The 11,886-nt window shown below is 52.1% G+C and carries 14 protein-coding genes; 5 read left to right on the top strand and 9 right to left on the bottom strand.

The window, feature by feature from the left end:
* Window positions 1-13: 13 nt before the first annotated feature.
* Window positions 14-361: an H-type lectin domain-containing protein gene (locus WNY38_RS03575; protein WP_342855950.1), complete on the top strand. Its 348-nt coding sequence runs from the start codon at window positions 14-16 to the stop codon at window positions 359-361.
* A gap of 102 nt (window positions 362-463) precedes the next feature.
* Here the strand turns inward: WNY38_RS03575 and WNY38_RS03570 are convergent, their stop codons facing one another.
* Window positions 464-1,480: a ribose-phosphate pyrophosphokinase gene (locus WNY38_RS03570; RefSeq protein ID WP_342855949.1), complete on the bottom strand. Its 1,017-nt coding sequence runs from the start codon at window positions 1,478-1,480 to the stop codon at window positions 464-466.
* Between the two features lie 110 nt (window positions 1,481-1,590).
* Here WNY38_RS03570 and WNY38_RS03565 point away from each other — a divergent pair, with 110 nt between their 5' ends.
* Window positions 1,591-2,193 carry a 2-hydroxychromene-2-carboxylate isomerase gene (locus tag WNY38_RS03565; RefSeq protein WP_342855948.1) on the top strand — a complete coding sequence of 201 codons (603 nt, stop codon included), beginning with the start codon at window positions 1,591-1,593 and terminating at the stop codon, window positions 2,191-2,193.
* A 24-nt stretch (window positions 2,194-2,217) separates the two neighbouring features.
* Here the strand turns inward: WNY38_RS03565 and WNY38_RS03560 are convergent, their stop codons facing one another.
* The 7 genes from WNY38_RS03560 to WNY38_RS03530 form a co-directional block, all read right to left on the bottom strand.
* Window positions 2,218-3,255, bottom strand: coding sequence for a beta-eliminating lyase-related protein (locus WNY38_RS03560; protein ID WP_342855947.1), 1,038 nt, complete (start codon window positions 3,253-3,255; stop codon window positions 2,218-2,220).
* Window positions 3,255-3,704, bottom strand: coding sequence for a YcgN family cysteine cluster protein (locus WNY38_RS03555; protein ID WP_342855946.1), 450 nt, complete (start codon window positions 3,702-3,704; stop codon window positions 3,255-3,257). The genes WNY38_RS03560 and WNY38_RS03555 overlap by 1 nt, the downstream gene beginning before the upstream one ends.
* Window positions 3,701-4,627, bottom strand: a complete 927-nt coding sequence (locus WNY38_RS03550) for a bifunctional riboflavin kinase/FAD synthetase (protein ID WP_342855945.1) — start codon at window positions 4,625-4,627, stop codon at window positions 3,701-3,703. Before WNY38_RS03550 ends, WNY38_RS03555 begins: the two co-directional genes overlap by 4 nt.
* A 29-nt stretch (window positions 4,628-4,656) precedes the next feature.
* Window positions 4,657-5,100 (bottom strand): MaoC family dehydratase, encoded by a 444-nt coding sequence (locus WNY38_RS03545; protein WP_342855944.1) that lies wholly within the window; start codon window positions 5,098-5,100, stop codon window positions 4,657-4,659.
* A 132-nt stretch (window positions 5,101-5,232) separates the two neighbouring features.
* Window positions 5,233-6,108, bottom strand: coding sequence for a TIGR01459 family HAD-type hydrolase (locus WNY38_RS03540; RefSeq protein WP_342855943.1), 876 nt, complete (start codon window positions 6,106-6,108; stop codon window positions 5,233-5,235).
* A gap of 81 nt (window positions 6,109-6,189) precedes the next feature.
* Window positions 6,190-6,600 carry a GNAT family N-acetyltransferase gene (locus tag WNY38_RS03535; RefSeq protein ID WP_342855942.1) on the bottom strand — a complete coding sequence of 137 codons (411 nt, stop codon included), beginning with the start codon at window positions 6,598-6,600 and terminating at the stop codon, window positions 6,190-6,192.
* An 88-nt stretch (window positions 6,601-6,688) separates the two neighbouring features.
* Window positions 6,689-7,609: a manganese-dependent inorganic pyrophosphatase gene (locus tag WNY38_RS03530; RefSeq protein WP_342855941.1), complete on the bottom strand. Its 921-nt coding sequence runs from the start codon at window positions 7,607-7,609 to the stop codon at window positions 6,689-6,691.
* Window positions 7,610-7,721: 112 nt separating this feature from the next.
* Between WNY38_RS03530 and WNY38_RS03525 the strand changes: the two genes are divergently transcribed.
* Window positions 7,722-8,387, top strand: coding sequence for a DUF2161 family putative PD-(D/E)XK-type phosphodiesterase (locus WNY38_RS03525; RefSeq protein ID WP_342855940.1), 666 nt, complete (start codon window positions 7,722-7,724; stop codon window positions 8,385-8,387).
* On the opposite strand, the gene WNY38_RS03520 is transcribed toward WNY38_RS03525, so the two are convergent.
* Window positions 8,384-9,601 carry a hypothetical protein gene (locus WNY38_RS03520; RefSeq protein ID WP_342855939.1) on the bottom strand — a complete coding sequence of 406 codons (1,218 nt, stop codon included), beginning with the start codon at window positions 9,599-9,601 and terminating at the stop codon, window positions 8,384-8,386. The genes WNY38_RS03525 and WNY38_RS03520 overlap by 4 nt on opposite strands.
* A 231-nt stretch (window positions 9,602-9,832) precedes the next feature.
* Between WNY38_RS03520 and WNY38_RS03515 the strand changes: the two genes are divergently transcribed.
* Window positions 9,833-10,120, top strand: a complete 288-nt coding sequence (locus WNY38_RS03515) for a co-chaperone GroES (protein WP_342855938.1) — start codon at window positions 9,833-9,835, stop codon at window positions 10,118-10,120.
* A gap of 87 nt (window positions 10,121-10,207) precedes the next feature.
* Window positions 10,208-11,854, top strand: coding sequence for a chaperonin GroEL (gene groL, locus WNY38_RS03510; protein WP_342855937.1), 1,647 nt, complete (start codon window positions 10,208-10,210; stop codon window positions 11,852-11,854).
* Window positions 11,855-11,886: the final 32 nt, after the last annotated feature.

Here is an 11,886-nt window from a genome sequence, read left to right as displayed (position 1 = left end):
GATATACTGACTTATGCAAAGAATTGACACGCACCAACTGGGAATTGAACAGGATTCCCTTTTGCTGTTTTCCGATTTTCAAGATGGCGGCGTGATGTGGACCGGCACTGGTCCGCGCGAATTGCGCCGCGTGATTGATTTCGATGAACCCTTTTCAACCTCACCGATGATTACCGTTGGGCTTTCGATGCTCGATATTGACCAAGCGACCAATCACCGCGTGGACATTTGCGCCGAGATGGTGACCGAAGAGGGCTTTGTGATCGTCTTTCGAACATGGGGCGACACGCGTGTGGCCCGTGTGCGTGCCGACTGGATGGCCATTGGTCCGGTACGTCACACGGATGATTGGGACGTCTAACAGCATGACAGTCGGGTCGTGGCCCAAACCCTGAGCTTAAAATTGAAAATGGCGCGCAAGGGTTCCCTTCCGCGCCACTTTTGTATCTGATGTGCTGACCGCTTACAGGTGGTAGTGGCCTTCGTACAAAGGCACCAAAGTCTCGTTGTCGAACAAAGACGACACAGATGTGCCGTTCCAAGTGTTGATGATCCCTTGAGCAAACAGTGGGGCTGTTGGTACGATACGAATGTTCGGGCAGTTTTTGACCGCGTCTGAGGCCTCAATCGAATCGGTGATCACCAAAGACTTCATAACAGAGTTGGTCACACGCTCGACCGCAGGGCCTGACAACACGCCGTGGGTGATATAGGCGTGCACTTCTGCGGCGCCGTGGTCCATAAGATTCTCAGCCGCTTTACACAGCGTGCCAGCCGTATCGCAAAGGTCATCGACGATGATACATTTTTTGCCAGCAACGTCACCGATCACAGTCATCTCGGCAATTTCGCCAGCTTTTTCACGACGCTTGTCAACGATCGACAGTGGCGCATTGATACGTTTGGCAAGCTCGCGGGCCCGCGCCACACCGCCAACGTCAGGGGACACCACCATGATGTCGTCCATAGCGCCTTTGAAATGGTGCTTGATGTCCAAAGCGAACACCGGCGAGGCGTAAAGGTTGTCTACGGGAATGTCGAAGAAGCCTTGGATTTGTGTCGCGTGCAGGTCCATGGTCAAAATGCGCTCGATACCAGCTTCAACCATCATGTTGGCGACCAGTTTGGCAGAAATAGGTGTGCGCGCTTTCGAGCGGCGGTCTTGGCGTGCGTAGCCAAAGTAAGGGATCACAGCCGTGATACGACCTGCACTTGAGCGGCGCAGCGCATCGGTGATGATCAACAGCTCCATCAAGTTGTCATTGGCAGGGTTTGATGTGGGCTGGATGATAAACATGTCCTCGCCGCGTACGTTTTCGTACACCTCGACGAAAATTTCACCATCATTGAAACGTTCAACGCGAGCGTCACAGAGCTGCACATTCATACCGCGATGCATCGACAAACGTCGCGCGACAGATTTTGCGAGAGGTCTGTTCGCGTTACCAGAAATCAGTTTAGGTTCAGAAGCGTTCGGCATTGCAGCATTCCCGATGAGTTATTTGGCCAACAGTCATGGAATCGTGATGTTGACACCGCTTACCATCCCTCTACGGTCTTGAAAACAGCGCTGACCAGGAGAGACGCAAAATGAAACAGATTGACTACTATTTTTCACTGCTTTCGGGCTTTGCCTACCTCGCCGGAGATCGTTTGGAAAAGATCGCGGTAAAACATGACGCCACGATCAATTATAAACCCTATGACATCATGGCGATGTTCGAGGCTTTGGGTGCGCAAAAGCCTGCGGACCGTCCTGAAGGACGCAAGGTTTACCGCACGCAAGAACTCACCCGTCTGTCCAAGAAAACGGGCCTGCCTTTGAAACTGAACGCGCAGTTTTGGCCAACCAATGCGGCCCCCGCATCTTACGCGATTATTGCGGCGGTTAACGCAGGCGGCGGCGATGTTGCGGCTGTGATCACATCATTGAACCATGCCATGTGGGCTGATGACAAAAACATCGCCGATGACGCCGTGATCACCGAGGCGCTCAAAGCTGGCGGGTTTGATCCGCAGCTGTCGATGACAGGCATGTTGCAAGGCGCGGAAACCTATGCGCGCAATTTGGAAGAGGGCTTAGCGGCTGGCATCTTTGGGTCGCCGTTCTACATTGTCAAAGACTCAGACGAGCGGTTTTGGGGGCAAAATAGCCTTGAGGATCTTGATCTGCACCTCGCGGGCAAGATCTAGACCAGCAAACTCAAGGCTTGCGTTTTAATCTGCGAAAGCGGCCAGCAAAGCGTCCACATGCGCAGGCGTCGTGGACCAGCTGGCCACAAACCGCGCCATCTGGGGCGTGTCTGGATCGCCGATCAACGCGGTGTCAGCGCACCACAGGTTATAGACCGCGCCCTTTGCCTTGGCCTGCGCATGTTTCCCGCGGGGCAGGGTGGCAAAGACCATATTGCCGTCGACACTATAGTTCAGATGTCCGCCCAGTTCGGTGATCCCTGCGGACAGACGTGCAGCCATGGCATTGGCGTGTGACGCCAGTTCAAGCCAAAGATCATCCTCAAGCCAAGCCAAAATCTGCGCCGAGACAAAACGCGCTTTTGATATGTTGTGCCCACCGCGCATACGTTGGCTTTCAAAGGCTTGCACCAATTCTGGATCAAACACCACAGCGGCTTCGGCAGCCATCGCGCCGGTCTTGGTGGCCCCCAAAGACAGTGTGCTCAACTCGCGGGTCATTTCCCAAGGCGTCGCACCACTTGCGGCCATGGCATTGGCAAAGCGTGCGCCGTCAAAATGGATAGGCAGAGACGAAGCGCTGGCGATTTGTGCGATTTGCGCTGGTGTGTAGATTTCGCCAAATTCGGTAAGATTTGTCAGCGACACAGCAGCGGGGGGCATGCCGTGTACATCGGTGTTGCCGCGGTCCTCAGTCACTTTTGTGCGCAAAAAATCAACATCAATGCGGCTGTCTTTGGACGCCAGCGCCTTGAGTTTCGCGCCCCCTGCATAAAACGTCGCAGCGCCCCGTTCATCGACTTCGATATGTGCTGTTTCGTGGCAATAGATCACGCCCCAAGGCGGCGTCATAGCTGCCAAAAGTGCTGCATTGGCGCCCGTGCCTGAGGTCATCGGGTAGACCCGCGCATCAGGCGCATCAAACATATCACGCAAACGTTCTTGCAGCGCGCCCGTGTAGCGATCATTGCCGTAAGCAGGGGCAAAGCCGCTGTTGGCCTCGGCTAGGGCTTCCATGATTTTGGGGTGAACCCCCGAAGTGTTGTCAGAGGCGAAAAACATTAGACTGGCTCCTCAATGATGTGATGTTCCCAGTCATCATCATCCACGTTCAATTCAGATACTGTCATGCCTTGCACCGACACGCCCGCGTCATGGACGCTTTGCGGGTCGCCGGTGAGCAGCGGGTGCCATTCGGGCAGGGCGTGACCCTTGTGCAGCAAGCGATACGCACAGGTCTCGGGCATCCAATAGATGTGCTTTTCCAAGGTGCTGGGTTTGAGCACGATGCATTCCGACACGATGCTTTTGCGCGTCTCATATTGACCGCACAGGCAGCTTTGATCATCGAGCAGACGACAGGCCACGCGGGTCAAAAAGACTTCGCCCGAATCCTCATCTTCGATCTTGTTCAAACAGCATTTGCCGCAACCGTCACACAGCGCTTCCCACTCATCCGCATTCATTTTCTTGAGAGGCACTTCCTCCCAAAAACGTGGGCGCAGGGTCATGTCAAGGACGCCAAAATGCGCCGCGCTTTATCGCAATCGGCATGCATTTGGGTGATCAAGTCGTCCAAATTGGAGAACTTTTCTTCGCCGCGCAAAAATTCAACAAACCCAACAGACAGATGTTCGTCATATAGGTCGCCATCAAAGTCGAAAATAAAGCTCTCTAAGCAGGGCACATTGGACCCAAAAGTAGGCTTTACACCCAAAGAGGCCGCGCCTTTATAGCTGCCTTGATGCTTGCCTGTGAGCACATCCACCAGCACAGCATAGACGCCAAATTTTGGCGCGTGCAGCCCGTCGATGGACATATTCGCCGTCGGAAATCCAAGATCTCGGCCACGTTTGTCGCCGTGGTTCACAGCGCCCTCGATACGGTGCCAATGGCCCAGCATATCCATGGCGTGGCTCATCCGACCGTCGGCCAAGGCCTCGCGGATCGCAGATGACGATGACACACCGCTTTCGGTTTTCAACAAAGGTGCGATGGTGACGCCAAAGCCCATCTCTTTGCCATAGCGCACCAAGTCTTCGGCTGTGCCGGCGCGACCTTGGCCAAAGCAAAAATCAGCGCCCACCACGACATGACTGAGGCCCAGCCCGTCTTTGAGAACTTTACGGACAAATTCTTCAGGCGGCATTGCCGCGAGCTCTGCGTCAAAAGGCAGCTGAAACAGATGTTCGACGCCGTTTTTTTCCAAACGGCTTTGTTTTGATTCCGCATTCATCAAGCGAAAGGATTTGCTGTGTGGGGCAAAATATTCGCGTGGATGCGGTTCAAACGTGAGAATGCCAAGCGGCCCCTTGGCGCGCGCGATGTCGATCACCGCACAATGACCAAGGTGAACCCCATCAAAATTTCCGATGGCGGCACTTGCCCCACGGGCGGTGTCAGGAATGTTCGTCCAATGTGTGTGCGTCTTCATGGGGCTCCTCGCGGGGGCCGCCCCGCGCGTCAATCAAATTTGCGGCTGGGCGCCAGCACCATGGCGTCGCCCTTTAAAACCACGGTATCGCCCACCGTGCACTTACATTCAAGGGCGACGCGACGTTTTGCGTGGATGATATCGGTCACTGTGACCTCGGCTAACACCATATCGCCAGGACGCACAGGGGCAAGGAACTTAAGCGTTTGTCCTAAATAGACCGTCCCATGCCCCGGCAACTGCTCGCCAATCACAGCTGAAATCAACCCTGCGGTTAGCATGCCATGGGCAATACGGCCTTCAAAAATAGTGTCTTGCGCATAGGCCTCGTCCAAATGCACGGGATTGCGGTCGGTAGACACCTCGGCGAACAGTTCGATGTCGCGGTCGGTGACGATTTTGCGCAAGGATCTGGTCATACCGATTTCGATATCTTCGATACAGATCGTCCCACGGGGAAAATTGTCGAGCATATGATGCGATTCCTTGGTCATGTTGCGATGCAGCATAGCACAAGGGAGACCGTAAATCAATCATATGCGCAACTTAATTACTATTTTAGCAACATAATGAGAATCAAGTTGCGCGATAGGTTTATACAAGGCTCAGCGCAGAAATGAAATCGCAGCCGTTGGCGACAGGTTTTGGTCCGCCAACCATGTTTTCAGGCGCTCGGGATCGGGATTGGCAGGATCGTTGCCAAACTCATGTGCCGCCAAACCGCCGGTGATGAACAAAACATCCAAGCCTTCGCCAATGCCGCCCATAACATCTGTGCCAATACCGTCACCGATACACATGATTTTCGCGTCATCGACCTGCGCAATTTTCGACAGATGCCTGCGCGCGAGATCATAAATGGGCGGATGAGGTTTGCCGAAATACAGGCTTTCGCCACCCATTTCGGTGTAAAGCGCCGCCAAAGCACCCGCACACCACTCGCGTGTTTCACCGCGATCCACAACAATATCGGGGTTGGCACACAGAAGCTTCAAACCCTTTTGCTTGGCGTATAAAAACTCAGGCCGGTTCACATCGACATCTGCCATCGAATCGCGCGGGCCGGTGCAAACGATGCCTTCGGCCTCTTCCAATGGCACTGTTTCGATCTCAAGCGCGTTGTCCAAAATATCGCTAGGGGCAAAGAACACCGCGATCTCGTCAGGTGTGCCGATGTGGTACACTTTTTGTCCAACAGCGCCCATGTGCATCGCCGTGCGCGCGGAATCGCCAGAGGTGGCGATGGCGTCATAGGCATCTTCAGGCACGCCGAAGCTGAGCATCTGTGCGGCAACCGAACGCCATGGACGTGGGGAATTTGTGACCAAAATCACGATGCCGCCGCCCTTACGGTAGTCTTGCAGCGCTTTCACCGCCTCAGGGAAGGCCTTGATCCCGTTGTGCACGCAGCCCCAAAGATCGACAAAAAGCGCGTCGTAGTTGGTGGAAATCTCGGACAGGTTTTGGATCAAACGGGTCATAGCGGCCTCATGCATTGCGGTTCATGGCTGTGGTATAGATTGGGCGTGTAAAAGGAAAGAGACAGGCGGTTGATCGAGGGATTAGAGCTGTTTGCACAAGAAATGACGCGGATGCCCGTCCATATAGGCGTCGATCTTGCCGAATTCCTCATACCCCAGCGTTTTATAAAACGCGGGCGCTTGAAAGGCGAAAGTGTCGAGGAAAATACCGGTGCGGTTCATGTCGCGCGCCTTATCCTCAACCTGTTGCATCAATTGTTTGCCCACACCGCGTCCGCGGGCTTCAGGCGCGACAGCGAGCAGCTCTACGTAAAGCCATTCCTTGCCAGCCTTGGCAAAAACGCCGCCCAAATACACATCACCGTCCCAAGCCTCAAATCCCCAGTCTTGCATCACAAACGGGGTGCCGTTGTCTTGGGCATGGGTCATCAAAATGTCGATAAGGCGCGTACGAATGTCTTGCGGGTCTGCTGCAGGGCGGATGTCGATCATGGGCTGTCCAAGTGAGGAGACGAAAAAGGCGCCCCCGAAGGCGCGCCTGATTTTTATCACATGTTGCTTCGAATTACGTTGCTTCGAATTACAGTGTGAGGTTCGGGATGATCTGTTTTTTGCGAGACATGATGCCTGGCAAAACAACCGCATCGCCGGTCACTGTCGCCCCGAAAGATTTCTCGGCCACTGTTTTCACTGTGTCGTTTTGTATGAACAATGTGGCTTCCTCGTTCAAGATGTCGACAACAAACAAAAGCACGTGATCAACGCCGTCTTCTGCCGCTACTTCAACCATTGAGTTCAAAAGGCTGGCTTTGCGGTCGAGTACGATTTTCGGTGCAGTTGTTTCCAAAACTGACACGCGGAATTTTGTGCCCTCAACTGTGAACTCTTTTGAGTCCATACGGATCAGGTCTGCGTCAGAGAATTCTGACACGTCTGATTTCGCTTCGAACAATTCAGCCGCATAAGCCGCCATGTCGATGTTCAACTCAGCTGCCAATTTTGTGGCCACAGCTTTGTCGTGGTCTGTTGTGGTGGGGGAGCGGAATTCAAGCGTGTCAGACAAGATGCAAGACAGCATCGCGCCTTTGATATTGTCAGGCATTTTGTCTGCATCATCACCCATCAGGTCGAACATGATCGTCGCGGTACAAGCCAGCGGACGGATGGTGATGTCGATTGGGCCCTTTGTTTCCAAGCCGCCAACCAATTTGTGGTGATCGATGATCGCTGTGATGTTCGCGTCGTTGATCGCCTCAGGCAATTCTGCTGGATTGTTGGTGTCTACGATGACAACGTCTTGGTCTGCTGCCACTGTTGAAATGATTTCAGGTTTCTCAAAGCCCCATTTTTCAATGACAAATGCCGCTTCAGTGTTTGGCTCGCCGAGCAAAACAGCTTTGGCAGGCGTGCCTTTGATCTCGGACAGGTACCAAGCCCAGATGATGGGGGATCCTGTGGAATCAGTGTCAGGGGATTTGTGGCCGAAAACGAGCGTTGTCATGTGATATATCCGTAAAAAGAGTGATTTCGCGTTCTTATAGGCAGTGCAGCATCGCTTGTCACCTATTCAGATTGGGGTGCGGCTATGTGCGTGCCGCAGGGCTTTCCCATCTTTGTCCATCTCGTTACAACAAGGCATGAGCAAACTGCGTGAAACCGACCTGTATCTGCCCGTGAAAGCCCATTTCGAGGCGCTGGGCTATGAGGTGAAAGCCGAAGTCAAGGATGCAGATGTCATGGCGCTGCGCCCTGATGCGCCAGACGCGCCACCTGTGATCATCGAGTTGAAAACAGTCTTTTCACTCAAGCTGTTGCACCAAGCCATCGCGCGTCAAAGCATCACCGATCAGGTCTATGTCGCTGTGCCGCGCTGGAAAGGCCGCGCGGCGTGGAAGGTCTTTAAGGGCAATATCTCCATCTGCAAACGCTTGGAGCTGGGCATGATCTCGGTGAATGCCTTGGAAGGTACGGTACAGGTCCATAATGAGCCAAAACCGTTTAAGTCTCGTAAAAACTTAAAACGCAAAGAGATCACGTTGAAAGAGTTCAACGGCAGAGACGGAGACCGCAACATCGGTGGCACGCCGGGCGGCGCCAAAAACACCGCCTACCGCCAAGACGCCGAGACCTGCCGCGATTATTTGCTTGAGCATGGCCCAACCAAGGGCGCTGTGGTTGCAAAGGAAACAGGCGTAGAGCGTGCCACAGCAATTATGCGGGCCAATCATTACGGCTGGTTTGAGAAAGTGGAGACGGGGGTTTATGGGGCAGTGGGTTAGATATTTTTGAGTGGAATCTGGCATGTCTGTCCACGCCAACCTTGGTACAGGCGTCGATCTATCATTTTTCCACGATAGCCGATAACGCCAAATATCAGGACTTCGACCAGCCATTGTGCTAGCAGCCAAATTTCATGAAGCTGAATACCCGTAGGTGTGAACTTGATATCTTGATGAACAAGTTTGTTTCTGAAGAAAGATATCAACGCGTAACTATCTATATTCCTTGCCGAAACCACTTTTCTTAATTCAGGGCTTTCACTCAGCAGGTCAGCTTGTATCCCATAATAATAACATGCTGCTCGCAATTTGTCTGAGAATGAGTTGGTTCTAGAGGTCATTAGTGCATTAGACCAGCCCGCACGGTATTCTAGGATGAAGTTTACGATAGCTTCTAGGGCGCTGTGGGCCGCTATGATCGACATTTCGATTGATACATCTCGCGAAGCGTTTGATGCACGGTAAAATTCGATTGTTTGCCTAAGTGCTGTTTGCGCTAAGTCGTCCGATAATGCTTTAGTAAACAGCGTAAATATGGCGGGCAATTGACTCTGGATTCCGATGTCGAACCAATTTGTTTTTCTTTTTTGTGCATCGTTGCGCGTAAAGCCAATTAATCTCAGCGCGATTACGGCATTTTCATCATGTGCGATTAGGTTGCCAAAGCCCAAGTGCCCACCTTTAACGAAAGTAAGGAAATCGATAAGAGGGCCTAGCGGTTTGAGAGGGGCGTCCGCTCTTAGTTCTAGGTTAGAGCTGATCACACAAGGGCTGTTCGTCTCTTTTGCACGCACAATTGTGTACTCGACGCCGTCAATATCCGTCAGGATAATAGGCTTTTGCAAAAATTCGGGTGGGTTTAGAAGTACTGCATCAAAGCTGGAGGATGTTTGTTTGTCGACTAAGAGTATAGGTTCTCGTGTGCTTACGGCTTCTATATCGGTCTCTGGCTTGTTGGAAGAGAAGTTGGCTTTTGTTATAAAGAGGGTTTGATCGGTGTCTCCAGTTTTATATTTAAAAGAAATAGTTGGTTGGTTGAATGCATCCTTAAATGTAGCGAGCTCTTGCAATTGTATGCGAGGGCTAAACTGCTCATTATAGTGTATGTGTAAGGTTGTTGGACCTAAGCAAGCCCCATTCACGTTAAATTCAGCTACATCTATTTTAAAAGCTGGCAGTTCGGATGCTGAGATGAACTGATCGGGAGTAAGCATGTATGAAATATCCTTAATCTAAATCTGGGTAAATTTTACGCGGGAATTCCGAGATGTGGCTAGGATTTATTTTTCTCGAAAGAGAAACGCAGCTCCGCCCATTGACACCCTCCAAATCCGTACCTAACTATGCATCGTTATCACTCGATACCTTTGAGTGCTAACGATGAATTTACCTCTGTCTTTTAGATAGGGACTGAAATTGAAACTTTGTGCAAGGAGCCGCGCAAGATGGCCTTTAAACCACTTCACGACCGCGTCGTAGTTCGCCGCGTTGAAAGCGACGAAAAAACAGCTGGCGGGTTGATCATCCCTGATTCCGCAAAAGAAAAACCAGCAGAAGCTATCGTTGTTTCCGTTGGTGAAGGTGCTCGCAAAGACAACGGCGAATTGATCGCAATGTCAGTGGTCGCTGGCGACAAAGTTCTCTTCGGCAAATGGTCCGGTACAGAGATCACTGTTGACGGCGAAGAGCTGCTCATCATGAAAGAATCCGACATTTTGGGCGTTATCGCTTAAGCGATACCCCTTTGGGCGCAGCCGCTCATTGAGCGAGCAGCGCCGATGTCCTTTCATTCAATTTAATCCGACTTAAGGAGAGAACTCATGGCTAAAGAAGTCAAGTTCGATACAGACGCCCGCAATGCAATGCTCCGCGGCGTGAACATCCTCGCTAACGCTGTTAAAGTGACACTCGGCCCTAAAGGCCGCAATGTTGTTTTGGACAAATCTTTCGGCGCGCCACGTATCACCAAAGATGGTGTGTCTGTTGCCAAAGAAATCGATCTCGAAGACAAGTTCGAGAACATGGGCGCGCAAATGGTCAAAGAAGTGGCCTCACGCACCAATGACGAAGCTGGCGACGGTACAACAACCGCGACTGTTTTGGCGCAAGCGATCATCAAAGAAGGCCTCAAGCAGGTTGCTGCTGGTCTGAACCCAATGGATCTGAAACGCGGCATCGACCTTGCAACAACAAACGTTGTTGAAGCGATCAAAGCGGCGTCACGTGAAGTGAAAGATACTGCTGAAGTTGCGCAAGTGGGTACAATCTCTGCAAACGGCGAAACTGAAATCGGTCGTCAGATCGCAGACGCGATGCAAAAAGTTGGCAACGACGGTGTCATCACTGTTGAAGAAAACAAAGGCATGGAAACTGAAACAACTGTTGTCGAAGGCATGCAGTTTGATCGTGGTTTCTTGTCTCCTTACTTCGTCACCAACCCAGACAAAATGGTTGCTGATCTTGAAGATTGTGTGATCCTCTTGCACGAAAAGAAACTCTCTTCTTTGCAAGCAATGGTTCCCCTCTTGGAAACTGTGATCCAATCCCAAAAACCACTTCTCATCATCGCAGAAGATGTTGAAGGCGAAGCGCTTGCAACTTTGGTTGTGAACAAATTGCGCGGCGGCTTGAAAATCGCAGCTGTTAAAGCACCAGGTTTCGGCGATCGCCGCAAAGCCATGTTGCAAGACATCGCGATCCTCACTGGCGGCCAAGTGATTTCAGAAGATCTCGGCATGAAACTCGAAAATGTCACTATGGACATGCTCGGTTCCGCTAAGAAAATCTCCATCACCAAAGACGAAACAACAATCGTTGAAGGCAATGGCGCGAAAGCTGAAATCGAAGCACGTGTGGGTCAAATCCGCGCGCAAATCGAAGAAACAACGTCTGACTACGATCGTGAAAAACTCCAAGAGCGTGTTGCGAAACTCGCAGGCGGCGTTGCAGTTATCCGCGTTGGCGGCATGACTGAAGTTGAAGTTAAAGAACGCAAAGACCGCGTTGACGATGCTTTGAACGCGACACGCGCTGCTGTTCAAGAAGGTATCGTTGTTGGTGGTGGTGTTGCTCTGGTTCAAGCTGCAAAAGGTCTTAGCGGACTTGTTGGTGCGAACGCGGATCAAGACGCTGGTATCGCAATCGTGCGTCGCGCGATTGAAGCACCACTGCGTCAGATCGCTGAAAACGCAGGCGTCGACGGCGCTGTTGTGGCAGGCAAAGTGCGCGAATCTGATGATCTTGCATTCGGCTTTAACGCTCAAACCGAAGAGTACGGCGACATGTTCGCATTCGGCGTGATCGATCCAGCTAAAGTTGTTCGTACAGCTTTGGAAGATGCAGCCTCTATCGCAGGCTTGCTCATCACAACCGAAGCTATGGTTGCTGACAAACCATCCAAAGACGGCGGCGCCGGTGGCGGCATGCCTGACATGGGCGGCATGGGCGGCATGGGCGGCATGATGTAATCATCCGGTCATCTGACTGAAAAATACGACGG

The sequence above is a fragment of the Pacificibacter sp. AS14 genome (genome assembly GCF_038899935.1).
Lineage (GTDB): Bacteria > Pseudomonadota > Alphaproteobacteria > Rhodobacterales > Rhodobacteraceae > Celeribacter.
The sequence above is the reverse complement of the archived record's forward strand: the minus strand, read 5'-3'. Positions and strand labels throughout refer to the sequence as shown.

Excerpts from the sequence above, each read along its gene's own strand:
- WNY38_RS03575 (WP_342855950.1), top strand. The coding sequence starts at position 14 with ATGCAAAGAATTGACACGCACCAACTGGGAATTGAACAGGATTCCCTT.
- WNY38_RS03570 (WP_342855949.1), bottom strand. The coding sequence starts at position 1,480 with ATGCCGAACGCTTCTGAACCTAAACTGATTTCTGGTAACGCGAACAGA.
- WNY38_RS03565 (WP_342855948.1), top strand. The coding sequence starts at position 1,591 with ATGAAACAGATTGACTACTATTTTTCACTGCTTTCGGGCTTTGCCTAC.
- WNY38_RS03560 (WP_342855947.1), bottom strand. The coding sequence starts at position 3,255 with ATGTTTTTCGCCTCTGACAACACTTCGGGGGTTCACCCCAAAATCATG.
- WNY38_RS03555 (WP_342855946.1), bottom strand. The coding sequence starts at position 3,704 with ATGACCCTGCGCCCACGTTTTTGGGAGGAAGTGCCTCTCAAGAAAATG.
- WNY38_RS03550 (WP_342855945.1), bottom strand. The coding sequence starts at position 4,627 with ATGAAGACGCACACACATTGGACGAACATTCCTGACACCGCCCGTGGG.
- WNY38_RS03545 (WP_342855944.1), bottom strand. The coding sequence starts at position 5,100 with ATGCTCGACAATTTTCCCCGTGGGACGATCTGTATCGAAGATATCGAA.
- WNY38_RS03540 (WP_342855943.1), bottom strand. The coding sequence starts at position 6,108 with ATGACCCGTTTGATCCAAAACCTGTCCGAGATTTCCACCAACTACGAC.
- WNY38_RS03535 (WP_342855942.1), bottom strand. The coding sequence starts at position 6,600 with ATGATCGACATCCGCCCTGCAGCAGACCCGCAAGACATTCGTACGCGC.
- WNY38_RS03530 (WP_342855941.1), bottom strand. The coding sequence starts at position 7,609 with ATGACAACGCTCGTTTTCGGCCACAAATCCCCTGACACTGATTCCACA.
- WNY38_RS03520 (WP_342855939.1), bottom strand. The coding sequence starts at position 9,601 with ATGCTTACTCCCGATCAGTTCATCTCAGCATCCGAACTGCCAGCTTTT.
- WNY38_RS03515 (WP_342855938.1), top strand. The coding sequence starts at position 9,833 with ATGGCCTTTAAACCACTTCACGACCGCGTCGTAGTTCGCCGCGTTGAA.
- groL (WP_342855937.1), top strand. The coding sequence starts at position 10,208 with ATGGCTAAAGAAGTCAAGTTCGATACAGACGCCCGCAATGCAATGCTC.